Origin of the sequence: Enterobacter sp. WCHEn045836, from assembly GCF_003965585.1 — a bacterium.
Classification (GTDB): Bacteria; Pseudomonadota; Gammaproteobacteria; order Enterobacterales; family Enterobacteriaceae; genus Enterobacter; species Enterobacter dissolvens.
This window is the reverse complement of the sequence record NZ_RXPT01000006.1, coordinates 232200-258557: the sequence shown is the minus strand read 5'-3', so window position 1 is coordinate 258557 and position 26358 is coordinate 232200. Positions and strand designations below refer to the sequence as shown.

The 26358-nt window shown below is 53.8% G+C and carries 24 protein-coding genes; 7 read left to right on the top strand and 17 right to left on the bottom strand.

Translation table 11 applies throughout. The features are described 5' to 3' along the window. Window positions 1-2: 2 nt before the first annotated feature. The 12 genes from fabZ to rpsB all read right to left on the bottom strand — a co-directional run bounded on the left by fabZ (window position 3) and on the right by rpsB (window position 12428). A complete protein-coding gene (gene fabZ, locus EKN38_RS10370) occupies window positions 3-458 on the bottom strand; it encodes a 3-hydroxyacyl-ACP dehydratase FabZ (protein WP_010426706.1) in 456 nt (151 codons plus the stop codon). 104 nt (window positions 459-562) lie between these two features. Next, on the bottom strand, window positions 563-1588 hold the full coding sequence (lpxD, locus tag EKN38_RS10365; protein WP_013095661.1) for a UDP-3-O-(3-hydroxymyristoyl)glucosamine N-acyltransferase: 1026 nt from the start codon (window positions 1586-1588) through the stop codon (window positions 563-565). A 3-nt stretch (window positions 1589-1591) separates the two neighbouring features. After that, entirely contained in the window at window positions 1592-2086 is a 495-nt protein-coding gene (skp, locus tag EKN38_RS10360) for a molecular chaperone Skp (RefSeq protein ID WP_014830714.1), read from the bottom strand. Window positions 2087-2208: 122 nt separating this feature from the next. Beyond that, entirely contained in the window at window positions 2209-4626 is a 2418-nt protein-coding gene (gene bamA / locus EKN38_RS10355) for an outer membrane protein assembly factor BamA (protein WP_014830713.1), read from the bottom strand. 31 nt (window positions 4627-4657) lie between these two features. Continuing rightward, window positions 4658-6010, bottom strand: a complete 1353-nt coding sequence (gene rseP, locus EKN38_RS10350) for a sigma E protease regulator RseP (protein WP_014830712.1) — start codon at window positions 6008-6010, stop codon at window positions 4658-4660. Window positions 6011-6021: 11 nt separating this feature from the next. Beyond that, on the bottom strand, window positions 6022-6879 hold the full coding sequence (gene cdsA, locus EKN38_RS10345; RefSeq protein ID WP_014830711.1) for a phosphatidate cytidylyltransferase: 858 nt from the start codon (window positions 6877-6879) through the stop codon (window positions 6022-6024). Between the two features lie 12 nt (window positions 6880-6891). Then, window positions 6892-7650 carry a (2E,6E)-farnesyl-diphosphate-specific ditrans,polycis-undecaprenyl-diphosphate synthase gene (gene ispU, locus EKN38_RS10340; protein ID WP_014830710.1) on the bottom strand — a complete coding sequence of 253 codons (759 nt, stop codon included), beginning with the start codon at window positions 7648-7650 and terminating at the stop codon, window positions 6892-6894. 186 nt (window positions 7651-7836) lie between these two features. Then, window positions 7837-9036 (bottom strand): 1-deoxy-D-xylulose-5-phosphate reductoisomerase, encoded by a 1200-nt coding sequence (ispC, locus tag EKN38_RS10335; RefSeq protein ID WP_014830709.1) that lies wholly within the window; start codon window positions 9034-9036, stop codon window positions 7837-7839. 95 nt (window positions 9037-9131) lie between these two features. Further along, window positions 9132-9689 (bottom strand): ribosome recycling factor, encoded by a 558-nt coding sequence (gene frr / locus EKN38_RS10330; protein ID WP_008501909.1) that lies wholly within the window; start codon window positions 9687-9689, stop codon window positions 9132-9134. A 167-nt stretch (window positions 9690-9856) separates the two neighbouring features. Further along, window positions 9857-10582: a UMP kinase gene (pyrH, locus tag EKN38_RS10325; protein ID WP_003856194.1), complete on the bottom strand. Its 726-nt coding sequence runs from the start codon at window positions 10580-10582 to the stop codon at window positions 9857-9859. A 151-nt stretch (window positions 10583-10733) separates the two neighbouring features. Further along, window positions 10734-11585 (bottom strand): translation elongation factor Ts, encoded by an 852-nt coding sequence (gene tsf / locus EKN38_RS10320; RefSeq protein WP_126522046.1) that lies wholly within the window; start codon window positions 11583-11585, stop codon window positions 10734-10736. Between the two features lie 117 nt (window positions 11586-11702). Continuing rightward, window positions 11703-12428: a 30S ribosomal protein S2 gene (gene rpsB / locus EKN38_RS10315; protein WP_013095653.1), complete on the bottom strand. Its 726-nt coding sequence runs from the start codon at window positions 12426-12428 to the stop codon at window positions 11703-11705. 321 nt (window positions 12429-12749) lie between these two features. Here rpsB and map point away from each other — a divergent pair, with 321 nt between their 5' ends. From map to EKN38_RS10295, 4 genes are all read left to right on the top strand, one after another. Next, window positions 12750-13544 (top strand): type I methionyl aminopeptidase, encoded by a 795-nt coding sequence (gene map / locus EKN38_RS10310; protein WP_013095652.1) that lies wholly within the window; start codon window positions 12750-12752, stop codon window positions 13542-13544. Window positions 13545-13607: 63 nt separating this feature from the next. After that, on the top strand, window positions 13608-16283 hold the full coding sequence (glnD, locus tag EKN38_RS10305; protein WP_014830707.1) for a bifunctional uridylyltransferase/uridylyl-removing protein GlnD: 2676 nt from the start codon (window positions 13608-13610) through the stop codon (window positions 16281-16283). A gap of 32 nt (window positions 16284-16315) precedes the next feature. Next, window positions 16316-17140 carry a 2,3,4,5-tetrahydropyridine-2,6-dicarboxylate N-succinyltransferase gene (gene dapD / locus EKN38_RS10300; protein ID WP_013095650.1) on the top strand — a complete coding sequence of 275 codons (825 nt, stop codon included), beginning with the start codon at window positions 16316-16318 and terminating at the stop codon, window positions 17138-17140. 111 nt (window positions 17141-17251) lie between these two features. Continuing rightward, a complete protein-coding gene (locus EKN38_RS10295; protein ID WP_014168696.1) occupies window positions 17252-17638 on the top strand; it encodes a DUF3461 family protein in 387 nt (128 codons plus the stop codon). 88 nt (window positions 17639-17726) lie between these two features. Here the strand turns inward: EKN38_RS10295 and cdaR are convergent, their stop codons facing one another. The 3 genes from cdaR to dgt all read right to left on the bottom strand — a co-directional run bounded on the left by cdaR (window position 17727) and on the right by dgt (window position 22113). Next, the gene (gene cdaR / locus EKN38_RS10290; RefSeq protein ID WP_013095649.1) at window positions 17727-18884 is read right to left on the bottom strand and encodes a DNA-binding transcriptional regulator CdaR; all 1158 of its coding nucleotides are present in this window, start codon (window positions 18882-18884) and stop codon (window positions 17727-17729) included. A 146-nt stretch (window positions 18885-19030) separates the two neighbouring features. Then, the gene (degP, locus tag EKN38_RS10285) at window positions 19031-20467 is read right to left on the bottom strand and encodes a serine endoprotease DegP (protein ID WP_014830706.1); all 1437 of its coding nucleotides are present in this window, start codon (window positions 20465-20467) and stop codon (window positions 19031-19033) included. A gap of 131 nt (window positions 20468-20598) precedes the next feature. Continuing rightward, on the bottom strand, window positions 20599-22113 hold the full coding sequence (gene dgt, locus EKN38_RS10280) for a dGTPase (protein ID WP_014830705.1): 1515 nt from the start codon (window positions 22111-22113) through the stop codon (window positions 20599-20601). An 82-nt stretch (window positions 22114-22195) separates the two neighbouring features. On the opposite strand from dgt, the gene mtnN reads away from it, so the two are divergent. Genes mtnN through EKN38_RS10265 form a run of 3 tightly spaced genes read left to right on the top strand, consistent with a single transcriptional unit; the run spans window position 22196 to window position 24338 of the window. Beyond that, window positions 22196-22894, top strand: coding sequence for a 5'-methylthioadenosine/S-adenosylhomocysteine nucleosidase (gene mtnN / locus EKN38_RS10275; RefSeq protein WP_013095646.1), 699 nt, complete (start codon window positions 22196-22198; stop codon window positions 22892-22894). Beyond that, window positions 22887-23687, top strand: a complete 801-nt coding sequence (gene btuF / locus EKN38_RS10270) for a vitamin B12 ABC transporter substrate-binding protein BtuF (protein ID WP_014830704.1) — start codon at window positions 22887-22889, stop codon at window positions 23685-23687. Before mtnN ends, btuF begins: the two co-directional genes overlap by 8 nt. A gap of 27 nt (window positions 23688-23714) precedes the next feature. Continuing rightward, the gene (locus EKN38_RS10265) at window positions 23715-24338 is read left to right on the top strand and encodes a TRIC cation channel family protein (RefSeq protein ID WP_013095644.1); all 624 of its coding nucleotides are present in this window, start codon (window positions 23715-23717) and stop codon (window positions 24336-24338) included. Between the two features lie 92 nt (window positions 24339-24430). Here EKN38_RS10265 and erpA read toward each other — a convergent pair whose 3' ends face one another. Continuing rightward, the gene (erpA, locus tag EKN38_RS10260; protein ID WP_013095643.1) at window positions 24431-24775 is read right to left on the bottom strand and encodes an iron-sulfur cluster insertion protein ErpA; all 345 of its coding nucleotides are present in this window, start codon (window positions 24773-24775) and stop codon (window positions 24431-24433) included. An 85-nt stretch (window positions 24776-24860) separates the two neighbouring features. After that, entirely contained in the window at window positions 24861-26261 is a 1401-nt protein-coding gene (gene clcA / locus EKN38_RS10255) for a H(+)/Cl(-) exchange transporter ClcA (RefSeq protein WP_014830703.1), read from the bottom strand. Window positions 26262-26358 lie beyond the last annotated feature (97 nt).

The following is a 26358-nucleotide window of genomic DNA, read 5'->3' as shown; positions in this document are numbered from 1 at the left end:
TATCAGGACTCCCGGCTACGAGCACACATCATCGTCGCTTCGCAAACAACTTTGCCGTCAACCAGCGCTACGCCTTTGAAGCGAGTCAGGCCACGACGCGTTTTTTCAAAAGTGACTTCCATGATCATCTGATCACCAGGCACGACAGGACGCTTGAAGCGCGCTTCATCGATACCCGCGAAGTAGTACAGTTCACCCGGCTCCAGTTTGCCTACGCTTTTAAACGCAAGAATACCGGTAGCTTGTGCCATCGCTTCCAGGATCAACACACCCGGGAAGATGGGTTTACCAGGGAAGTGTCCCTGGAAGAATGGCTCGTTAACGGAGACATTTTTCACTGCGCGCAGAAAACGACCTTCTTCAAAATCCAGCACACGGTCTACCAGCAAAAACGGGTAGCGGTGCGGCAGAAGTTCTAAAATCTCTTCAATATGCAGAGTATGAGTGTCGGTAGTCAAAATACTCTTCCTGTCAAAATGTACTGATTAGCAATAATAACACGGCCTGCCGGTTTAAAAGAAAGCCGACAGGCCGGGAAATTAAGCGTTAAAAAGATGAACGCTTAGTCTTGTTGATCGATCTTGCGCTCAAGGGACTTGAGTCGCTTGCTCATATCATCAATATTCATCACCAGAGCTGCTGTTTTACGCCATACCTTGTTAGGTTGCAGCGGGATGCCTGAGGAATAGACGCCCGGCTCAGTGATAGGACGCATCACCATGCCCATTCCCGTCACTGTAACCTTGTCGCATATTTCCATATGACCATTGATCACGCTGGCACCGCCGATCATGCAGTAACGGCCAATTTTCAGGCTGCCTGCCATGATGACGCCACCTGCAACTGCGGTATTGTCGCCAATCACAACGTTATGCGCAATCTGGCACTGATTATCGATAATAACACCGTTGCCGATAATGGTGTCGTCAAGCGCACCACGGTCAATGGTGGTGCAGGCACCGATCTCAACGCGATCGCCAATGATAACGCGACCAAGTTGCGGGATCTTAACCCAATTACCACGATCGTTAGCGTAGCCAAAACCGTCAGAACCAATCACAGTGCTGGACTGAACGAGGCAATTTTCGCCGATTTCCACTTCATGGTAGACGGACACATTGGCCCACAAACGGGTCCCGGCGCCGATTTTTGTGTTTTTCCCAACGAAGCAGCCCGGACCGATAACGACGTTATCGCCCAGCACGACGCCAGACTCAATAACGGCATTTGCGCCGACTGCTACGTTGTTACCCAGCTGAGCCGTCGGATCGATTGCTGCACTGGCAGCAATGTTTTGCGCCGGCTGCGGCGTGGTATCAAGAATTTGTGCCATGCGGGCATACGTCAGGTAGGGATTTTTCACTACCAGTGCCGCACCAGTGGCAAACGGAAGATCGTCCTGCGTCAGAACAACGGCCGACGCCTGGCATTGAGCCAGATGTTCACGGTACTTAGGGCTTACCATGAAGGTGATATTGCCAGCTTTAGCAGATTGCATGGACGCAACAGCGGTGATGACGATATCGCCATCACCGTGTAATTCTGCATCCAACTGCTGAGCTAAATCAGCCAGTCGAATTGAAGGCATTACTTATTTAACCTGTTTCAGAACATCAGCGGTGATGTCTTTAACATCGCTGCTGTTGAAAGCAACGGCGTTCGCATCGACAACCAGATCGATGTTCTGATCGGCAGCAACTGCTTTAACAGCAGTCTGAATGCGAGTCACCAGCTTGCCACGCTCTTCGTTAGAACGACGCTGACGATCCTGCTCAAAAGCCTGCGCTTTCTGGGAGAACGTCTGGCGCTGAGCCATTACGTCTTTTTCCAGTTTGCTGCGGTCGCTTGCTTTCATGGTAGAACCATCACGCTGCAGACGCTGCATTTTGGACTGAAGATCGTTTTCCATACCCTGCAGTTCGCTTGCACGGCCTTTGAATTCGTTTTCCAGAGTCGCAGAAACGCCTGTTTTCTGTGCAACCTGCTGGAACAAATTACCCATGTTGACGATTGCAATTTTGTCTGCTGCCTGAGCAGAAGTTGCCATCGCTAAACCGAGACCTGCAGCTAATAACCACTTTTTCACAATTAACTCCTTACCATCCCATTGGTACCCGAAAGTACCGTTCTTTGCGTGGCAAGGCGATCGTTTTACCGATCGCCGGTTGTCAGCGCTACACTGCCAACGCATTCCTTTGCCGCGGAGAATTACCAGGTTTTACCAATGTTAAACTGGAATTGCTCCGACTTATCTCCATCATATTTCTTAAACGGCTGGGCGTAGGAGAAGACCAACGGCCCCAGCGGTGACATCCATTGTAATGCGATACCTGCAGACATGCGAATGTTGCCCGGATCGCTGTAGTCTGGAACGCCTGCCGCACGCATCTGGGCAGTATTCTCCCAGTTGGTATCCCACACTGTACCGGCATCCATAAAGAAGGAGGTACGGACAGAGTTTGCGTACTTGTCGCTGATAAACGGCGTCGGCGTGATGAACTCAAGGCTCGCCACGGCCATAGCGTTACCGCCTACCGCATCATCAGAGCTACAAACCTGTTTTGAATCGCGGCTTGCGCAGTTATCTTCGTCATTACCGCCGTAATAAACCGCTTTCGGACCAATGTTATTGGACTGGAAGCCACGAACGGTGCTGGAACCACCGGCGTAGAAGTTCTCATAGAACGGCATCTCTTTGCCGCCTAAACCATCGCCATAGCCCCAACGGGTACGACCCAGAACCACCCACTTATGATCGTCATCGATCGGGAAGTACGAGGCAGTATCAAGCGTTAACTTGTAGAACTCGTTATCAGACCCTGGAATAGTCACTTTACCATTCAGGTTGACACGAGAACCTTCCGTAGGGAAGTAACCACGGTCAAGGCGGTTATACGTCCAGCCGTAGTTGAAGGTGAAGTCATCCGCCGCAAAACCGTTGTTATCGCTGGAGGTGCTCGCCGACTGGCCGATAGAGTCCAGATAACGCCACATTGCCACCTGCGGTTGCATATTAGACAGGTCGTTATGCACATAACCTAAGCCCGCACGCAGGGTGTTGTATTCGTTAACCGGGAATCCAAGCGTACCATCTACACCGTAGCTCTTGTTGGTGTAGGAAGACAGATCAGCGTCGTCTGCTTTAAAGTCGTTATAGAAGATACGACCACCCAGGCTCACACCATCGACGGTGAAGTATGGGTTAGTAACAGAGAACTCAGAGTAGGTCTGGTAGTCGTTTTTGGTTCCGTTGATGCCAACTGAGTAACCGGTACCCAGCCAGTTATCCTGCTGAACGCCCACCTGGAAGCTCACGCCGCTTTCAGTACCGTAGCCCACACCGAAGTTAAAGCTACCGGTATTACGCTCTTTCACCTTGTAAACGACGTCAACCTGGTCCGGGCTGCCCGGCACACGCTGGGTATCAGTATCAACAGTTTCAAAATAGCCCAGACGGTTCAGACGCTCTTTACCCTGGTCAACGAGGTCGCTACCTAACCATGCACCTTCCATCTGGCGCATTTCGCGACGCAGAACAGAATCTTTGGAGGTGTCGTTACCTTCGAAGCGGATCTTACGCACGTAGAAACGGTTGCCCGCATCAACGTTGACGTGAAGCTTAACGGTTTTATCCGCATCGTTGATTTCTGGCTGAGTTTGAACACGCGGATAGGCATAACCATAGCGGCCGAGCAGCTTCTTAATGCCGTCTTCCATTTTGGTTACTTTAGAACCGCTGTACAGATCGCCCGGCTGAATTTTGGTCAGCGATTCGATCTCAGCAGAATGCCCCGCCAGGTTGCCACTCACTTCAACACCCGAAAGCTTGTACTGATCGCCTTCTGTGATGTTAATCGTAATGTAGATCCCTTTCTTATCCGGGGTCAGACTCACCTGAGTCGAGTCGATGTTGAAACGGGCATAACCACGATCCAGATAGTAGCTGCGCAGGGTCTCAAGGTCGCCCGCCAGTTTCTGTTTCTGGTATTTGCGATCGCCCACCACGTTCCACCACGGCACTTCATCACGCAGCTGGAAGGTGGAGATCAGTTCGTCGGTGGTGAACGCGTGGTTCCCTACGATGTTGATCTGTTGGATCTTCGCAGAGACACCTTCCTGGAAGACCAGTTTCAGGTCAACACGGTTACGCGGCAGCGGAGTGACTACCGCTTTCACGCTGGCACTGTACTTACCGACGCTGTAATAGAAATCTTCCAGACCTTTTTCAATGTCTGAAAGGGTTGTGCGGTCCAGAGACTCCCCCACACGAACACCGGATGCTTCAAGGTTCTGCTTGAGCATGTCATCTTTCACCGACTTGTTACCGGAGAAAGTGATACTGGCGATCGTCGGACGTTCTTTCACCTGAACCAGCAGCGTATCACCATCGCGCAGGACGCGGACATCCTCAAAGTTGCCGGTGGCAAACAGAGCACGGATGGTGTTACTGATGTCATCATCATTAACCGTATCGCCGGGGCGCACAGGCATACTGAGGAGGGCCGCACCAACGGCGACACGCTGAAGGCCTTCGAAATGAATGTCTTTCACTACGAACCCGTCAGCACCGTATACGGTGGCGCTGCTAAACAGCAGCGACGCTATGAGCAACTTTTTCATCGCCATCGTTATTATGCGTTCTTCCTAACTAACTCTCTTACAACCGAGAGAAATCATTGAAAAGTGCAAGCCCCATTAACAGCACCAGCAAAATCGAGCCAATGCGATAACTAAAGTCTTGAACTCGCTCGGATACCGGCCCGCCTTTTAGCTTTTCAATCGCTAAAAACAGCAGATGACCCCCGTCTAAAACGGGAAGCGGGAACAGGTTGATGATCCCAAGGTTCACGCTAATGAGCGCGAGAAACATGAGATAGTAAATCACCCCGAACTCCGCTGACATCCCAGCCCCCTGAGCTATCGAAATTGGCCCACTGAGGTTGTTCAGTTTCACATCACCGGTTATCAATTTCCCCAACATGTTTACCGTCAGCTTCATCAGTTGCCATGTTTTATCCGTGGCTTCAAGGATGGCGCTGAACGGCCCATACTGGCGTATTGTCTTGTACTCATCTGGCAGCGGGATCACTTTAGGCACAACGCCTGCAAACCCTTCAGCCTTTTTGCCGACCGATTTACTATCCGGGATCAGCGTCAGCGAGAGCGGACTGCCCTGCCTTTCAACTTCCAGCGCGAGCGACGTACCCGGATTATCGCGCACCAGAGTAACAAAGGTCATCCACTGTGTTAATGGCTGACCATCGACTTTAACGATCCTGTCGCCAGCTTGCAAACCCGCTTTGCTCGCCGCCGAATTTGCCTGAACTTCGGCTAATATCGGTTCGATCTGCGCACCACGTGGGCGAATCCCCAGCGCAGAGACGGGATCTTCTTTGTCAGGTTCGAAACTCCAGTGACGCAAATCCAGCACTTTATTCTGTCGCTGGTCAGAGCCAAACGGCGACACGCTGACCGTGGTCTGCTCATCACCGATTTTGGCGACCAGCTGCAGTCGCACGGCATCCCAATCAGGGGTTTCGATGCCATCAATCGCTTTAAGTTCCATCCCCGGTGTAATTTGCGCACTTGCCGCGATGGAATTGGGGGCGATTTCACCCACAACCGGACGCACGCCAGGGACGCCGATGATAAACACCAGCCAGTAGGCGAAGATAGCGAAGATAAAATTGGCTACCGGTCCGGCAGCAATGATGGCGGCACGTTGTCCAACGGTTTTGTTGTTGAACGCGCTGTGCCGAAGCTCAGGGGCCACAGGCTCAACACGTTCGTCGAGCATTTTGACGTAGCCACCAAGCGGGATAAGGGCGATGACAAATTCGGTGCCGTGACGGTCGGTTCGCGTCCAGAGCGATTTGCCAAAACCGATGGAGAATCGCTCTACGCGCACACCGCAGCGGCGAGCAACCCAGAAATGGCCAAATTCATGCACGGTAATCAGTACACCCAGTGCAACAATGAACGCCGCCAGATTCCAGAGAATGCTCAGCATAAAACCTTCCGTTAAATCGTCCCGAATACCAGTAAAAGCAGACAAGCAAACACGGGAACAGCCGCTGTCAGGCTGTCAATGCGATCCAGTATCCCGCCATGCCCTGGAATCAGATGTCCGCTGTCCTTAATCCCTGCTTCTCGCTTGAACATACTTTCGGTTAAATCACCGAGTACCGAGGCCAGCGCGGCAAAAATCGAGCACACCAGCAGTATTGACGGTGCAACCTCCAGATTCGCCCAGACACCATAGCCCCAGGAGATAATCGCTGCCGTAAACAAGCCGCCAATGAATCCTTGCCAGGTTTTGCCCGGCGACACCTTCGGAGCCAGTTTATGTTTGCCAAACAGTTTACCAAACATATAGGCCCCAGAGTCAGCCCCCCAGACCAGAATCATCACATAAAGCAGCCAAAGCGCACCGCTGTAGTGGTTTTCGTCGTAGTGCCAGGCGCGCAGGGCAACCATACCCCAGAAAAAAGGCACAATGGTGAGCAGGCCAAAAATGAGGCGCAGCACTTTTGAGTTACGCCACAGCGACGCGGATCCCGGATAAAAAAGCACCAGAACCAGCGCAGCAATCCACCAGGCCAGCGATACCCACAGGGAACCGGCAACCAGTGGTTGGTGAATATCATGGTGATATTCAGGCAAGGTAAACAGCATCAGGGCCAGGATTAAGCCACAGAGTACCGCCAGCCATACCCGCTGACTGCGCGACGTAAAGCCGCTAAACTGTCCCCATTCCCACGCGGCGAGCATACACACCACCAGCGTGACAATAGCGAATCCCACCGGGGGCAGTAAAAACAGCGCCGCAATGACAATGGGTATTAATACAAAAGCGGAAATCAGGCGATACTTCAGCAAAAGCTACCCCCATCAGGCTTTGTCGCCACCAGGCTCGGTGCCGCCGAAACGACGCTCTCGATTGGCAAAGGCATGCAGCGCACCTTCAAAGTCTTGTTCATCAAAATCGGGCCAAAGCACATCCGTAAAGTAAAGTTCGGCATAGGCAATTTGCCACAGCAAAAAGTTACTTATGCGATGTTCTCCCCCTGTCCTAATTACCAAATCCACCGGTGCCAGTTCATTCATGCAGATTTGCTGACTCAGCGCTTCTTCATCAATTTGGTCGGGTCTCAACAGCCCTTCCTGAACCTGTTCAGCCAGATGCCGAACACCCTGGATAATATCCCAGCGTCCGCCGTAATTCGCCGCGATATTCAGCGTCAGACCCGTGTTATTTTCAGTCAGCGCTTCTGCTTTACGAATCCGTTCCTGCAAACGTGAGTTAAAACGACTGGTTTCGCCGATGACGCGCAGGCGGACGTTGTGGCGGTGCAGGCTTTTTACTTCGCTGTCGAGCGCCCACACAAACAGTTCCATCAACGCAGTGACTTCCTGCGCAGGTCGATTCCAGTTTTCACTGCTAAAAGCATAGAGCGTTAACGCATCAATGCCGTTATTGGCGGCAAAAGAAACGGCGCGGCGAACAGATTTCGCCCCAGCTTTATGCCCAAAGGCTCGTATCTTCCCTTGTCTTTTCGCCCAGCGGCCATTGCCATCCATGATGATTGCTACATGACGGCAGCCATGAGCTGGCAAGTTTTCGCTTATTGGTTGATTCGCAGACAACATAACGCGTTTTTAGTCCCTGAAAAGGATTTAACGGTACTCAGGAATACTGAAGCCTATACGTAAAAAAGCCGTGTCAAACCACGGCTTACCTGACCACTTAAAGTCAAATACCTGCGATCAGGTGGCGCAGACTATATCACCGAAGCCCAACGCTAACAAATAGCACGACGACTAGTGCTTGCTTTATCACCAGCTTGCGAGACGTGTCACCTGTTTACGCGCAATAATACGAGCCTGCTCATCCACCGCCAGCACCTCTTCCACGCTTTGTGGTTCGCGCAGATCCATCAACTCCAGCACCGACAAATTCAGCATAGCGATATCGGTAAAACGGATCTGCTGATTCAGAAATGCTTCAACGGTAATTTCATTGGCTGCGTTCAGTGCTGTCGTCGCCGCCTGCCCCTGGTCAAAGGCATTCATTGCAAGCTTCAGACACGGATAGCGATCGTAGTCAGGTTCACTGAACGTCAGGGAACTCAGCTTGCAGAAATCGAGTGGCTTCACGCCAGATTTCACCCGTTCCGGCCACGCCATTGCATGCGCAATTGGCGTACGCATATCCGGCTCTCCCAGCTGTGCCAGCACGCTGCCGTCCTGATAGCGCACCATCGAGTGAATCACCGATTGCGGGTGGATCAGCACTTCCATCTGTTTCGCCGACGCGTTAAACAGCCAGCGAGCTTCAATGTATTCCAGACCTTTGTTCATCATAGTGGCGGAATCAACGGAGATCTTACGCCCCATTGACCAGTTCGGATGACGGCACGCCTGATCTGGCGTCATTGCGCTCAGTTCAGACAGTGGCGTTTCACGAAACGGGCCACCAGACCCGGTAAGCAAAATCGATACAACCCCATTCTGCTCCAGGTCAGCGTACCCCAGGTTCTGCTGAAAAGGTTGCGGTAAACTCTGAAAAATGGCGTTGTGCTCACTGTCGACCGGCAAAAGCCGTGCTCCGCGCTGCTTAACCGCCTCCATAAACAGGCGTCCGCAGGTCACCAGCGACTCTTTATTCGCCAGCAGAACATCCTTGCCGGCATCGATGGCGGCCAGCGTCGGCAGCAACCCGGCCGCGCCAACAATAGCGGCCATCACCTGATCGACCTCATCCAGCGCAGCCATCTCACAGGCAGCCTGTTGCCCGCTCAGGACCTCGGTACGACAGCCCTTCTCTTGCAGAACGGCTTTCAGCTGGCGGGCGCTCTCTTCGTCATCCATTACCGCATAGCGGGGCGTAAACTCCAGACACTGCTCGACCATTCGCTGCACATTCTTCCCGGCCACCAGTGCTGTCACGGTGTAAAGCGCAGGGTTGTGGCGTACAACGTCGAGAGTGCTGCAACCGATAGATCCGGTTGAGCCAAGGAGAGTTAAATGCTTCATGAGATGCCCGAAAAAAGTTAGACCAGATAAAAGCAAAACGCCGCCAGCAAGACCCGAAGTCCCTCTGAACGGCGTTTATCAGTGTACGACAGAAATCAGAACTGCATCAGTTCCGCTTCTTTATCTGCCAGCGCCGCATCAATTTTCTTGATGGCCGCGTCAGTCATTTTCTGAATGTCGTCCTGGGAACGACGATCGTCATCTTCACTGATCTCTTTTTCTTTCAGCAGCGCTTTCACTTTATCGTTCGCGTCGCGACGGACGTTACGCACGGAAACACGACCCTGCTCAGCTTCACCACGCACCACTTTGATCAGGTCTTTACGACGCTCTTCCGTCAGCGGAGGCAGCGGAACACGGATATCAGCACCCGCAGAGCTTGGGTTCAGACCAAGGTCAGACGCCATGATCGCTTTCTCAACCGCCGGTCCCATAGAACGATCGAACACGTTGATTTTCAGCGTACGGGTATCTTCTACGGTAACGCTCGCCAGCTGACGCAGCGGGGTTGGCGTACCGTAGTACTCTACGATGATGCCATCCAGCAGGCTTGGGGAAGCACGGCCAGTACGGATCTTGCTGATTTGGGTTTTGAACGCTTCTACGCATTTTTCCATGCGTACTTCAGCATCTTTTCTGATGTCGTTAATCACGTTACGAATCCTTGAAAACTTGTCTCAGGCAGACTATCCGCCAGCACAGCGCTACAGGTGTGCTAAGTATAGTCGCGTTTAATTCATGACAACGCCAAAGGCGCGCCCGGGTAAGATACCACAACAAAATAAAGCGGAATCTTACCTGTATTTATCGCCGACGGAAATTATTCCGTGATCAATGTGCCTTCTTTTTCACCCATTACCACGCGACGCAGTGCGCCAGGCTTGTTCATGTTGAAGACACGGATCGGCAGTTTGTGGTCGCGAGCCAGCGTGAAGGCGGCAAGATCCATCACTTTCAGCTCTTTTTCCAGTACTTCGCTGTAGGACAGCTGATCGTACATGGTGGCAGAGGGATCTTTTGCCGGGTCGGCGGTAAACACGCCATCCACTTTGGTGGCTTTCAGCACCACATCGGCTTCGATTTCGATACCGCGAAGGCAGGCAGCGGAATCGGTCGTAAAGAACGGGTTACCCGTACCGGCGGAGAGGATCACCACGCGGTTGTTGCGCAGCAGGCTGATGGCTTCTGCCCAGCTGTAGTTATCGCACACGCCATTCAAAGGAATAGCGGACATCAGGCGGGCATTCACATAGGCACGATGGAGCGCATCACGCATTGCAAGACCGTTCATCACGGTTGCCAGCATACCCATATGGTCGCCCACAACGCGGTTCATCCCCGCTTTCGCCAGACCAGCACCACGGAAAAGGTTGCCACCGCCAATGACCACGCCGACCTGAATACCCAGTTCGACAAGTTCTTTGATCTCCTGTGCCATGCGGTCGAGAATGCTTGCGTCAATACCGAAGCCTTCCGATCCCTGCAGCGCTTCGCCACTCAGCTTAAGCAGAATGCGTTTGTACACGGGTTTTGCATTGGTAGCCATGTTTCTTTCCTGAGACTGTCAACGATTAAGATGGGGGTAAATTCTGGCGACATAGTATGTCGCATACCAGCACAGCGATACGGGATCCTGTCTGATTTTCGTCTGACGGGTGACAAAAAGAAGCCGCCCTCAGGCGGCTCCTTTTTCATCATTAAGACTGCTTGGACATTGCAGCAACTTCTGCTGCGAAGTCAGTCTCAACTTTCTCAATGCCTTCGCCCACTTCGAAGCGGATGAAGCCAGTGACGTCAGCGTTGTGCTCTTTCAGCAGCTGAGCAACGGACTTGCTTGGATCCATAACGAAAGGCTGGCCAGTCAGAGAAACTTCGCCGGTGAATTTCTTCATGCGGCCTTCAACCATTTTCTCTGCGATTTCTTTTGGCTTACCAGACTGCATCGCGATGTCCAGCTGAACCTGGTACTCTTTCTCTACCACTTCAGCAGACACGTCTTCTGGCTTAACGAATTCTGGTTTTCTTGCAGCGATGTGCATTGCCAGCTGTTTAACCAGCTCTTCGTCAGCGCCTTTAGCCGCAACCAGAACACCGATACGCGCACCGTGCTGGTATGAACCCAGAACGTCGCCTTCCAGGGAAGCCACGCGACGGATGTTGATGTTCTCACCGATTTTAGCAACCAGCGCAACACGTTCTTCTTCGAACTGTGCTTTCAGAACTTCAACGTCAGTGATTTTGCCAGCAACAGCTGCGTCCAGAACTTTGTTAGCAAATGCCTGGAAACCACCATCTTTAGCAACGAAGTCAGTCTGGCAGTTAACTTCCAGAATGATGCCGTAGGTGCCGTCGATTTTAGTGATGATCACGCCGTCAGCAGCAACGTTGCCTGCTTTTTTAGCTGCTTTGATCGCACCGGATTTACGCATGTTTTCGATTGCCAGCTCGATGTCGCCGTTCGCTTCAGTCAGCGCTTTTTTGCAATCCATCATGCCTGCGCCAGTACGCTCGCGCAGCTCTTTTACCAGGGATGCGGTAATTTCAGCCATTCTTAAATCCTCGGGAGATGTGAACTGCCCGGCCTGCGGCCAAACAGTATAAATTGAAAAAAGGGGCCGATAATGGGCCCCTATTCATACACGGTACTAATAAGGGGTGAAACCTTATTATTCAGCTTCTACGAAGCTTTCTTCCGCCTGAGAAGCCAGATCCTGGGAACGGCCTTCACGAACGGTAGCAGCTACAGCGCTCAGGTACAGGCTAACAGCACGGATTGCGTCGTCGTTACCCGGGATAACGAAGTCAACACCGTCCGGATCGGAGTTGGTATCAACGATAGCGAATACCGGGATACCCAGGTTGTTAGCTTCTTTGATTGCGATGTGCTCGTGGTCTGCATCGATTACGAACAGCGCGTCTGGCAGGCCGCCCATATCTTTAATACCGCCCAGGCTGTTTTCCAGCTTGTCCAGCTCACGAGTGCGCATCAGCGCTTCTTTCTTAGTCAGCTTGTCGAAAGTACCGTCCTGAGACTGGGTTTCCAGATCTTTCAGGCGCTTGATGGACTGACGAACAGTTTTCCAGTTGGTCAGCATGCCGCCCAACCAGCGATGGTTCACGAAGAACTGGTCGCAGCTGTTAGCAGCATCTTTCACAGCTTCGCTTGCAGCGCGCTTAGTACCAACGAACAGAATCTTACCTTTACGGGAAGCGATCTTGTTCAGCTCAGCCAGGGCTTCGTTGAACATTGGTACCGTTTTCTCAAGGTTGATGATGTGAACTTTGTTACGTGCGCCGAAGATGAAAGGCTTCATTTTCGGGTTCCAGTAACGGGTCTGGTGACCAAAGTGAACACCAGCCTTGAGCATGTCGCGCATGGAAACAGTTGCCATGTTTAAAACCTCTATATTGAAAGTTGGGGTTATGCCTCCACGTATCCCATATTACCGACCCCGAAGGGCACCCCGGAATATGTGCCGATACGTGTGTGTTGTTACACAAAGTGAGATTTGTCGCTTCCGTCCAGCCTGTGTATCTGAGATGGATCGGAAGTCCGGCGCGCTTTATACCACAAAACACGGCCAGAAACCAATAGTTGTTGGCTGAGTGTGCTGTTAATGATTCTCAGTTTGGCACGGGGTGCGCCTGACTGGTACCATTGACGGCACTTAGACTAGTATTGTCGAAAAAATCGACACCGATGGACAGATTACATGGCTATCTCTATTAAGACCCCTGAAGAAATTGAAAAGATGCGCGTCGCCGGTCGTCTGGCCGCGGAAGTGCTGGAAATGATCGAGCCGTTCGTGAAACCGGGCGTCAGCACCGGCGAACTGGACCGCATCTGTAACGACTATATCGTTAACGAGCAGCACGCGGTCTCCGCCTGCCTCGGCTACCACGGTTTCCCGAAATCCGTCTGCATTTCTATAAATGAAGTGGTGTGCCACGGTATTCCGGACGACGAAAAACTGCTGAAAGATGGCGACATCGTCAACATCGACGTCACCGTCATTAAAGATGATTACCACGGTGACACCTCGAAGATGTTTATCGTGGGCAAGCCAACCATCCTGGGCGAGCGCCTGTGTAAAGTGACGCAGGAGAGCCTCTACCTGGCACTGAAGATGGTAAAACCGGGCATTCGCCTGCGCACCATTGGTGCCGCTATCCAGAAGTTTGTGGAAGCGGAAGGTTTCTCCGTGGTTCGCGAATATTGTGGTCACGGCATTGGCCGCGTCTTCCACGAAGAGCCGCAGGTTCTGCACTATGATGCGGATGACGGCGGCGTGGTGCTGCAAAAAGGCATGACCTTCACCATCGAGCCAATGGTCAACGCGGGTGACTACCGTATCCGCACCATGAAAGATGGCTGGACGGTGAAAACCAAAGACAGAAGCTTGTCTGCGCAGTACGAGCATACTATTGTGGTAACAGACAATGGCTGCGAAATTATGACGTTGCGCAAGGATGACACCATCCCGGCAATACTGACGCACGATGAATGATAAAAAAGCCGGCAAATGCCGGCTTTTTTAATGGCTATAGCTTTTTCTTATGGGTGGCGCACGATGAGTAATCTATTACCCGAACAGTATGCTAACACAGCACTTCCCACCCTCCCCGACCAGCCCGATAACCCGGGCGTCTGGCCGCAGCACGAGCTGAGCTGTGCCGGCATCAAAGCCCATATGGATGTCTTCCAGCGCTGGCTGGGAAGCGCGTTTGACGCGGGCATTTCCGCCGAACAGCTGATCGAAGCGCGCACCGAATTTATCGACCAGCTCCTGCAACGCCTGTGGATTGAGAACGGGTTCGGGCAGGTCAGCGACGTGGCGCTGGTTGCCGTCGGGGGCTATGGCCGCGGTGAGCTGCATCCGCTCTCCGATATCGACTTACTGATCTTAAGCCGCAAAAAGCTGCCGGACGAACAGGCGCAAAAGATTGGCGAACTGCTGACGCTGCTCTGGGATATCAAGCTGGAAGTTGGCCACAGCGTGCGCACCCTGGAAGAGTGTTTGCTGGAAGGGTTATCGGATCTGACCGTTGCCACTAACCTGATCGAAACCCGCCTGCTGATCGGCGACGTCGCGTTGTTCCTGGAACTGCAAAAACACATTTTCAGTGACGGCTTCTGGCCGTCAGAAAAGTTCTTCGCCGCAAAGGTCGAGGAACAAAATCAGCGCCACCAGCGCTATCACGGGACAAGTTATAACCTTGAACCGGATATTAAAAGCAGCCCCGGCGGCCTGCGCGACATCCACACATTACAGTGGGTGGCCCGTCGCCACTTTGGCGCCACCTCGCTGGATGAGATGGTGGGTTTTGGCTTTTTAACCGAGGCCGAGCGAAACGAGCTCAATGAGTGTCTGCATCTACTGTGGCGCATTCGTTTTGCCCTTCATCTTGAACTTAATCGCTACGATAACCGTCTGTTGTTCGACCGCCAGCTCAGCGTGGCCCAGCGCCTCAACTACAGCGGCGAGGGTAACGAACCGGTTGAGCATATGATGAAGGATTTCTTCCGCGTGACCCGCCGCGTCACCGAGCTCAACCAGATGCTGCTACAGCTGTTCGACGAAGCCATTCTGGCGCTGACGGCGGACGAAAAACCGCGCCCCATCGATGACGAGTTCCAGCTGCGCGGCACGCTTATCGATCTGCGTGACGAAACCCTGTTTATGCGCGAGCCGGAGGCGATCCTGCGGATGTTCTATACGATGGTCCGCAACAGTACGATCACCGGGATCTACTCCACAACCCTGCGCCATTTGCGCCATGCGCGCCGCCATCTGACGCAGCCGCTGTGCTATATCCCGGAAGCGCGTTCGCTGTTCCTGAGCATGCTCCGCCATCCGGGCGCCGTCAGTCGCGGGCTGCTGCCAATGCACCGTCACAGCGTACTGTGGGCCTATATGCCGCAATGGTCGCACATTGTCGGGCAGATGCAGTTCGATCTGTTCCATGCCTATACCGTGGATGAACACACGATCCGCGTCATGCTCAAGCTGGAGAGCTTTGCGAAAGAAGAGACGCGCTCCCGCCACCCGCTTTGTGTAGAGCTGTGGCCACGTCTGACCCACCCGGAACTTATTCTGATTGCCGCCCTGTTCCACGATATCGCCAAAGGCCGTGGGGGTGACCACTCGGTGCTGGGCGCGCAGGATGTGCTGAAGTTTGCCGAACTGCACGGTCTGAACTCGCGCGAAACGCAGCTGGTTGCCTGGCTGGTCCGCCATCACCTGCTGATGTCGGTTACCGCTCAGCGCCGTGACATTCAGGATCCTGAAGTGATCAAGCAGTTCGCAGAAGAGGTACAAACAGAAAACCGTCTGCGCTATCTGGTCTGCCTGACGGTGGCCGATATCTGCGCCACCAACGAAACGCTGTGGAACAGCTGGAAGCAGAGCCTGCTGCGTGAACTGTACTTTGCGACCGAAAAACAGCTGCGCCGCGGCATGCAAAATACCCCGGACATGCGAGAGCGTGTTCGCCATCATCAGCTGCAGGCTCTGGCCCTGCTGCGGATGGACAACATTGATGAAGAGGCATTGCATCAGATTTGGGCCCGCTGTCGCGCCAACTACTTTGTCCGCCACAGCCCAAACCAGCTGGCCTGGCATGCGCGGCATCTGCTGCAGCATGATTTGTCGCAGCCGATGATCCTGCTCAGCCCGCAGGCGACGCGCGGTGGTACCGAGATCTTTATCTGGAGCCCGGACCGTCCTTATCTGTTTGCTGCGGTATGCGCTGAACTGGACAGACGAAACCTGAGCGTGCACGACGCGCAGATTTTTACCACCCGCGACGGCATGGCGATGGACACCTTTATTGTGCTGGAGCCGGACGGCAGCCCGCTGTCGTCGGATCGTCATGAAGGGATACGTTTTGGTCTGGAACAGGCCATCACCCAGCGCAGCTGGCAGCCACCACAGCCGCGTCGTCAGCCGGCAAAATTGCGCCACTTTACCGTCGATACCGAGGTCAATTTCCTGCCGACCCACACCGATCGTAAATCGTTCCTGGAGCTGATTGCCCTGGATCAGCCAGGACTGCTCGCCCGCGTCGGCCAGGTCTTTGCCGATCTGGGAATTTCGCTCCACGGAGCCCGAATTACAACCATTGGCGAGCGAGTAGAAGATTTATTTATAATCGCAACAGCGGACCGGCGTGCCCTTAATAATGACCTGCAACTTGAAGTGCAACAACGGTTGACAGCAGCCCTCAATCCAAACGATAAAGGGTGACGTGTTTTTTAGTGAAATGGAAAGAGTAAACAATGCAGCAGTTACAGAACGTTATTGAGTCCGCTTTTGAGCGTCGCGCCGAGATTACCCCGGCAAATGTGGATACCGTTACCCGCGAAGCGGTTAATCAGGTGATTTCTCTGCTGGATTCCGGCGCGCTGCGTGTAGCAGAAAAAATCGACGGTCAGTGGGTCACTCATCAATGGCTGAAGAAAGCCGTGCTGCTCTCTTTCCGTATCAACGATAACCAGGTTATCGACGGAGCTGAAAGCCGCTACTTCGATAAAGTGCCAATGAAATTCGCTGATTACGACGAAGCGCGTTTCCAGAAAGAAGGCTTCCGCGTAGTGCCACCTGCTGCGGTGCGTCAGGGCGCGTTCATCGCCCGTAACACCGTACTGATGCCGTCCTACGTAAACATCGGTGCCTATGTAGACGAAGGCACCATGGTGGACACCTGGGCTACCGTGGGCTCCTGCGCGCAGATCGGTAAAAACGTTCACCTGTCCGGCGGCGTCGGCATTGGTGGCGTACTGGAACCCCTGCAGGCTAACCCAACCATCATCGAAGACAACTGCTTCATCGGCGCGCGCTCTGAAGTGGTAGAAGGCGTGATCGTTGAAGAAGGTTCAGTAATCTCTATGGGCGTTTACATCGGTCAGAGCACCCGTATTTACGACCGTGAAACCGGCGAAATCCATTACGGCCGCGTTCCGGCGGGCTCCGTGGTGGTTTCCGGCAACCTGCCGTCTAAAGATGGTAAGTACAGCCTGTACTGTGCGGTTATCGTGAAGAAAGTGGACGCGAAAACCCGCGGTAAAGTGGGCATCAACGAATTGCTGCGCACCATCGATTAATCGGATATAACAAAAAGCGGGGGCAACCCCGCTTTTTTCATATCTGAGGGTGGCGAAAATAGATTTTTTCGTTAATTATTCAAAGGTTATGTTGAGATCAAGGGTACCGCTATGTACGATAATCTGAAAAGTCTGGGCATTACCAATCCTGATGAAATTGATCGTTACAGCCTTCGCCAGGAAGCCAACAACGATATTTTAAAAATCTATTTTCACAAGGACAAAGGAGAGTTTTTCGCCAAGAGCGTGAAGTTCAAATACCCACGCCAGCGTAAGACCGTCGTCGCAGACGGTGTAGGACAGGGATACAAAGAGGTTCAGGAAATCAGCCCTAACCTGCGCTATGTGATTGATGAACTCGATCAGATCTGCCAGCGCGACCGTACCGAAGTCGATCTCAAGCGTAAGATCCTTGACGATCTGCGTCACCTTGAAAGCGTTGTGACTAATAAGATCAGCGAGATTGAAGCGGATCTTGAGAAATTAACCCGGAAATAAAAGCAAAACGGCAATCCTTGATTGCCGTTTTTCGTGTTTGCGCCCTCTTCCTGTGAGGGATGGGGTGAGGGTACCATACCGCACTCAGCTATCGCTGTTCATCCAGCTGCAGCGCCACATACAGCAGCAGCCTGTCGTCAAAACTCCCCAGATCCAGCCCTGTCAGCTCCGAAATCCGGTTGAGCCGATACTCCAGCGTATTGCGGTGAATGAACAGCGCTTTCGACGTCGCCAGCGGCTGCACGTTATGCCGGAACCACGCCTGTAGCGTCCGGCGCAGCAGGCCATTGTTGTCCATCGCTTTCAGGCGCGCGAGCGGACGCGCCAGCTCATTGGCCTGCCAGCCACCGCGCAGGCTGTCGAGCAGTACCGGCAGCATCAGATCCTGATAAAAATAGCTGCGGCTTTCCGGCATTCGCTGTTTACCCACCATCATCGTGGTACGCGCCGTACGCCATGAGCGGGCAATACTGCCAGGTCCGGTAAAGTAATTTCCCAGGGCGACGCGAAAACGCAGCTGACCGTTCTCTTTCATACGGGAAATCAGCTGCTCCACACGACGACGGTGATCTTCCGCATCCCAGCGACCGAACGCGTTAAGTGCCGGCTTGAGCACCACCATTTCCGTCAGGGAAACGATCGCCACCAGGTTGTCACGCTCCGGCGTCGCCAGCGCATTCTGCAGTTGCTGCAATTCAGCCATTGCGCTATCGACCCCCAGCTGGCCGCTATCCACCTCAATCACCGCCACCACGCGTGGTTGGTTCAGGTCGATGCCCAGACGCTGAGCCCACTCGCTCAGCGCAGGCGTATGCTCCTCTGCCTGAATCAGGTTCATCACCAGCTCTTCGCGCAGACGGCTATCCTGCGCCAGCAGATGCATCAGGCGCGACTGCTCCAGCATCATCTCCGCCGTCATACAGACCAGCTCGCCATATTTACGCAGTGATTCGGGTTCGCCGGTCAGGCCTATTACGCCAACAATCTCCCCTTCGAGGCGCAGCGGTAAATTGATGCCCTGACGGACGCCGTGCAGGTGTTTCGCCACGGCATCATCGATATCCACGACCCGCCCCTGGGAAAGCACCAGCAACGCACCTTCGTGCAATTCCCCAATGCGCTCGCGATCGCCGCTGCCAATAATGCGCCCACGGGCATCCATTACGTTGATATTGGTATCAATGATGCGCATGGTGCGCGCCACGATGTCCTGCGCCATTTTGGTATCAAGATGCCAGCCAGCCATGTAGCCCTCCTGTGAGCAGTGCTCCAGCATAGGGGAGTTCGGTTACGGTCGCATTGTGCGAATGCACAAAGTCAGGGAGAGAAATGTGGACTTGTGGAAAAGGTCACAGAAACGAGAAAGCCCCTGCGAGCAGGGGCTTAAGAGGATTACTGCATCAGCAGATAAATAGAGGTGTCACCACGCTGAATATTCAACGCCAGCACGGATGGCTTGCTGTCGAGAATTTTGCGCAGTTCAGCGATGTTTTTCACCGGCTGCTGGTTAGCCCCCATGATCACATCACCTTTTTTCAGGCCGATACGGGCTGCCGGTGAGTTCGCTTTCACGTTATTCACCACCACGCCTTTATCTGCACCTTTGTTGCTCATCTCCGCCCCTTCAATCCCGCTGAAGATGGTGCTGGAATCGACCTGATTCTGGCTGCTCTGCTGCAGCTCCAGGCTCACGTTAACCGCCTTACCGTCACGCAGCAGGCCGAGCGTCACTTTGCTGCCAATTGGCATTGAGCCCACTTCGGCACGCAGGGCGGCAAAGCTGCTGATCGGTTTACCGTTCAGGGAGGTGATCACATCCCCGGCTTTAATCCCCGCTTTTGCTGCGGAGGAGTTCGGCATAACCTGGCTCACAAACGCGCCGCGCTGGGCGTCAACTTTCATCGCTTTCGCCAGCTCAGAGTTCAGCTCCGTACCCAGAATACCCAGCTCACCGCGTTTCACCTGGCCATACTGCACCATCTGTGCGGTCAGGTTTTTCACCATATTACTTGGGATAGCAAAACCGATACCGATGTTGCCGCCGTCCGGCGCCAGGATGGCAGTGTTAATACCAATCAGCTCACCGTTCAGGTTCACCAGCGCACCGCCGGAGTTACCGCGGTTGATCGCCGCATCCGTCTGGATGAAGTTTTCATAGTTCTCCGCGTTCAGACCGCTACGGCCCAACGCTGAGACAATACCCGACGTCACGGTTTCACCCAGACCGAACGGGTTACCGATGGCCACGGTGTAGTCACCGACACGCAGCGCGTCGGAGTCGGCAATTTTAATCGCCGTCAGGTTTTTAGGATCCTGAATCTGGATCAGTGCGATATCAGAGCGTGGGTCCTTGCCCACCACTTTGGCGTCAAATTTGCGCCCGTCGCTCAGTTGAACCTTAATGCTGTTGGCGTTATCCACCACGTGGTTGTTGGTCACGACATAGCCTTTCGCAGCGTCGATAATGACCCCCGAGCCAAGCGCCATGAATTTCTGCTGCTGGCCGCCGCCCTGGCCGTCATCCCCTGCGCCACCGCCTTGACAGAACGGAGAACTCTGGAATGGCGAACCGTCCTGGCAGAATGGCGAGTTATCGCCGAAGAACTGCTGGAAGTTACGCGGCATACGCGGCGTATTGACGGTCGTGCTGCCCTCAACGTTGATACTCACCACCGATGGCATCACTTTTTCGAGCATCGGTGCCAGGCTTGGCATCTGCTGCGCGGTTGCTGCCGACGACGCGGTCTCGGCTGCAGTAGCAGTCAGAGGAGACAGCGCTAAACCTAAACTCAGAGCCAGTGCACTCATTGCTAATGTGGTTTTTTTCATGTTTCTCAATCTCGATTTACAGATAACGCAAAATTGCTGTGTAACTCAGATTCGTTTTATACCGCTTAGTTCCGGCGATAAGTTTATGGAAAAAGTAAAAATTTATTGGTCGTCTTTACAAAACTCACCGGTTATTCCACAGCCATCAGCTTGCGGTACTCGTCCCAGGCATACAGATCGGTCATCCCGCTGATATAGTCCTGGATGAGACGACAGCGATAATAATATTCGAGCACCGGCCATTGAGGAGCGTGGCGATCCAGTTTGCCGATGGCTTCAACATAAGCCAGACGATGACGGGTAGAAAGTTTCTGATAAAGCCGGGACTCAATCGGTATTCGTCGCACGCGCTCGTGTTCCACCAGCTCGCTAAATTCATCGACCGATAATTGCAGCAGGGGTCGATAGATTTCCAGTAAGCCGCTGATAACCCGGTATCCCTGCAGCTCTAACTGTTCAACATCAGGGTGGCTGAAGACATGGCGCATTGCGACATGTTTATATAACTCAAGCAACTGACTAAAGCTGCTGTCATCCTCCAGCAACGCATGATTAAATTCCCCGCTAAAAATCATCGGCAAATTGTCAATAAAACGCGAGGCGGCGTAAGGCACCAGTTTATTTAATGTATTGACCCGCAAATACATAAAGAACTGATCTTCCGTACTGCGGCTTAATGTATTTGCGCGCGATTTTTCCCAGGCATTTTCGACGACCTGCGCAAACAGCGAACCTTTTTCATGTTTCCCCCACGCATCATAAAGATGCTGATACAACTCCTCGACGCTGAATATTCTTTTCTCAACGGCGTCTTCCAGGTCGGCAACACAATAGGAGATGTCATCGGCGGCTTCCATTATCCACGTTAACGGGAAGCGGCCATTTGCAGTCAATGAAAGTTCTTTACGTAGCCGCTCAATATAGGCTTCTTCAGAGAGATAATAGCCCGGCTTTTTCATCAGATAACTGTGCGAAGCGGGCGTTTCGCCCATCCACCAGGCGGGACGGGTATATTTGAGGATGCATCCCACCTGTGCCCAGGTCAGGTTCATGCGCATCAGGGAGTGCACCAGCCGGATCCCCTGTGCATTGCCTTCAAAGTGACAGAGATCCTGACGCACTTTACGACGCAGATCGTTCAGCGCTTCTTCGCCTTCACGCAGACGTAAATCCCGGACCACGCAGCGGTCATCACTGAGCGGCTGGCTGACGGCATCTGACGGGAAGAGTCGCTGCCTGAACCAGTCGTTGATCGCCGCCTCGCCGAAATGGCCAAACGGCGGGTTGCCGATGTCATGCATCAGGCAGGCCATCTCAACAATGCTCTCAAAGGGCCCGGTCAACTCATCCAGACCATAGGTTTCCAGCAAGCGCTGCTCTTTGAGGCGGCTTAAAATCTCTTTGGCAATGTAGCGTCCCACCTGCTGAACTTCCATTGAGTGGGTTAAGCGTGTGCGCACGGCAGCGTTACGCTCAAGCGGAAACACCTGGGTCTTTTGCTGCAGACGACGGATGGCAGGCGAATTAATGATCCGCCCGCGATCGCTTTCGAAGATACGCAGGATCTCATGTTCGCTCTTTTCCCCCTGCGGCGAACGGAAACGTCGGTGCCAGTTAATTTTGGTGCGAAAATCGATCTGTGACATGTGCTCCCCCGCGTGAGAATGCGTTTCCCCTTAAGCGCATGATAGACTATGCATCTTAACAAGGCACATCGCGAGTAAATCTATGAAAATCGGCATTATTGGTGCAATGGAAGAAGAAGTTACGCTGCTGCGTGACAAAATTGAGAACCGTCAGACACTCTCTCTGGGGGGTTGTGAGATCTATACCGGTCAACTGAACGGTGTTGACGTGGCTCTGCTGAAATCAGGCATCGGTAAGGTTGCTGCTGCGCTGGGCGCAACGCTGTTGCTTGAGCGCTGCAAGCCAGACGTGATCGTTAACACCGGCTCTGCGGGCGGTCTGGCACCGACCCTGAAAGTGGGTGATATCGTCGTCTCCGATGAAGCGCGTTACCACGATGCAGACGTTACCGCATTCGGCTACGAATACGGTCAGCTTCCGGGTTGCCCGGCCGGCTTTAAGGCCGACGATAAGCTGGTTGCGGCGGCAGAAGAGTGCATTGCTGAGCTGAACCTCAACGCCGTACGCGGCCTGATTGTGAGCGGTGATGCCTTCATCAATGGCTCCGTCGGCCTGGCAAAAATCCGTCACAACTTCCCACAGGCAATCGCCGTTGAGATGGAAGCGACCGCGATTGCTCACGTCTGTCATAACTTCAACGTCCCGTTCGTGGTGGTTCGTGCCATCTCTGACGTGGCCGATCAGCAGTCTCATATCAGCTTCGACGAATTCCTGGTTGTCGCGGCAAAACAGTCCACCGTGATGGTGGAGAGCCTTGTGCAGAAACTGGCTCGTGGCTAAACATGCCGTCAGGGCGCTGGTCGCCCTGCTTCTGCTCGCACCGGCCTGGCTCTGCGCCGCGCCGCGTGTGATAACCCTCTCCCCCGCTAACACCGAACTGGCGTTTGCCGCCGGGATCACCCCCGTTGGCGTGAGTAGCTTTTCTGATTATCCACCTCAGGCCACGCGTATTGAACAGGTCGCGACCTGGCAAGGGATGAACATTGAACGCATCGTGGCGCTTAAGCCCGATCTCGTGCTCGCCTGGCGTGGCGGTAACGCCGAGCGGCAGGTTAATCAACTGACGTCGCTTGGGATCAAGGTCATGTGGGTGGATGCCGTGAGCATTGAGCAGGTCGCTCAGGCGTTACGATCTCTGGCTCCCTATAGTCCAACCCCGGCCAAAGCCGAGGATGCGGCAAAACAACTGCTCAGCGACTATGCGGCACTCAAAGCAAAATACGATACCCCCGTTAAAAAGCGCATCTTTTTGCAGTTTGGCAGCCAGCCGCTGTTCACCACCGGGAAAGGCTCTATTCAGAATCAGGTCCTGGAAGTCTGCGGCGGAGAAAATATCTTTGCGGCCAGCCGGATACCGTGGCCTCAGGTCAGCCGGGAACAGGTTCTGGCTCGCAGACCGCAGGCTATCGTTGTGGTCGGAAATGCGAGCGAGATTCCTAAAATTGAACAATTCTGGCAAAGCCAGCTAAAAATTCCGGTGATCCCCCTCACCAGCGACTGGTTTGAACGCGCCAGCCCGCGTATTATCCTCGCCGCAAAACAACTCTGTGCCGCACTGGCCGAGAGTCATTAACATAAGACCCCCTTCGAGGATTTAACGATGCTCGTTTATTGGCTGGATATTCTTGGCACAGCCGTTTTTGCTATCTCCGGCGTTTTACTCGCCGGAAAACTGCGCATGGATCCGTTTGGCGTGCTGGTGCTTGGCGTGGTAACTGCCGTTGGTGGTGGAACGATCCGTGATATGGCGCTGGATAATGGCCCGGTGTTTTGGGTGAAAGATCCTACCGATCTGGTGGTGGCGATGGTCACCTGCCTGTTAACTATCGTGCTGGTTCGCCAGCCCCGCCGGTTACCGAAATGGATCCTCCCGGTGCTGGATGCCGTCGGTCTGGCTGTGTTTGTCGGCATTGGAGTGAATAAAGCCTTTAATGCGGGGACAGGGCCCATGGTTGCCATCTGCATGGGCGTGCTGACTGGCGTAGGCGGCGGGATTATTCGCGATATTCTGGCACGAGAAGTGCCGATGATCCTGCGTACCGAAATCTATGCTACGGCCTGCATTATTGGCGGGATTGTACACGCCACGGCGTACTATACCTTTGCGATCCCGCTGGAAAATTCAGCCATGCTGGGGATGGTGGTGACGCTGGCGATACGTTTAGCGGCGATACGCTGGCATCTTAAATTGCCGACGTTCGCATTGGATGAGAATGGAAGATAAACGCAAAACGGTAACCGCAAGGTTACCGTTTTTAATCTTTTCTCCCTCTCCCTGTGGGAGAGGGCCGGGGTGAGGGCATCAGCCCGCCCCTCTTAAATACTGAACGAAGACCCACACCCGCAGGTGCTGGTGGCATTTGGGTTAGTCACCACAAAGCGCGAACCTTCCAGACCTTCGGTGTAATCCACCGAACCGCCCACCAGATATTGCAGGCTCATCGGATCAACCACCAGCGCGACGCCCTGTTTCTCGATAGTCATATCGCCGTCGTTAACCTGGTCGTCAAAGGTAAAACCATACTGGAAGCCGCTGCAGCCGCCACCGGTAATATAGACACGCAGTTTCAGATCCGGATTGTCTTCGTCGGCAATCAGGGTTTTCACTTTGTTGGCTGCTGCTTCGGTAAACTCCAGCGGCAACGCTACGTCATCACTCATCTTATGCTCCCATGAATACTGCTACTGCAATTGGGTAAAATTCACCCAATGCTTTTTGTCATTATCTAATACCCTGGTAATTCATTCAAGTATTCTGCATTGCGGCCCGTTCTGCCTCTTGCTTCGCCAGGGTGCGAGCAAGAATGGTGGAGTATAGCGGTTTTCCACCCAGGAATTGGGCTAATAGTGTCGCGCCGAGACAGGTAATGATCATTGGCAAAATGAGCTGGTAATTATCCGTCATCTCCAGCACCAGCACGATCCCGGTCAGCGGCGCGCGCAGGGAGGCCGCCAGCAGCGCCCCCATTCCGGCAACGGCAAACGTACCGGCCTCCAGATGATATGCCGGAAAACCGGCCGCAGCCGCCATGCCAAAGGCTGTGCCAAGCAACGTCCCTAGCGCCAGCATCGGGGCAAAGATACCGCCGGGCGCACCGGAGGAAAAACAGAGCACCGTCGTGATGACGCGAGAAATAAACATAAACAGAAGCAGACCCACGCTGAAGTTGCCTGCGGCCGCAATCGGGATCAGCCCGAACCCGCCGCCCGCGGCGTTCGGCTCAATGAACCCCAGAACGCCACACAAGCCCCCCAGCACGCCGCCCATCACCACCCATTTCGTGGTATTCCCGCCATGGATGCGCTGGAACATATCCTGCGCACGCAGGATAAAGGTGTTAAACAGCGGGCCGACAACACCGAATATCATGCCCAGGATCAGGTACAGCCACAGCGTGTTCACCGGCGCATTGGTCAGTTTCCCCACTTCGATCACCGGGCTTTCGCCATTGAAAATGCGAAACACAATGCTCGACATGATCACACCGGTAAAGACCGCTTTGATCGAGATAAGGTTATAGCGGAACTGGGCGCGCATCTCTTCGATTATAAACAGGATCCCCGCCAGCGGCGCGTTAAACGCCGCCGAAAGCCCCGCTGCGGCGCCTGTGGCCAGCAGCGTATGGCGCGCTTCCGCGCTGCGCATCCTGAACAGATCCCCCACCATGCGCCCGACGTTCCCGCCCAACTGCACGGTGGGCCCCTCTCGACCCAGCACCATACCCGCACCAAGCGTTCCCATGCCGCCGATAAACTTCACCGGGATGACGCGCCACCAGCGCACCGGACGCAGCTCTTCCAGCGCGCCTTCAATTTCAGGGATCCCGGAACCGCCCGCTTCCGGCGCAAATTTACGCACCAGAAAGTAGCCCACCATGGCAAATAGCGCGGACAACCCGAACGCCCAGACCCAGACCAGCCCTCCTTTGTCGGCGAAACCGGCCACCGTACCAATACGCCAGTTCAGTACCGCATTGACCGCCTTTTCAAAGGCAACCCCCGCCAGCCCGGCGAGCGTACCTACTACAGCGGCGGCCAGTAAAATTGCCAGCGGTGTCTTATCGCGGTTGAGCAAGCGCCGGATGCTGATCCGGTGTTGCGCGCGTCGGAACTGTTGTTCTTCAAAAGAAGGTGAGTCTGCTTTCATTACCGTTTCTTTTCGTCATACAAATCGCCACAGGGATTTTACCAGAGTGCGTCACGTCGTCCCGTGAAAAATACTTAAAAATTGTTTAGCAATGAAA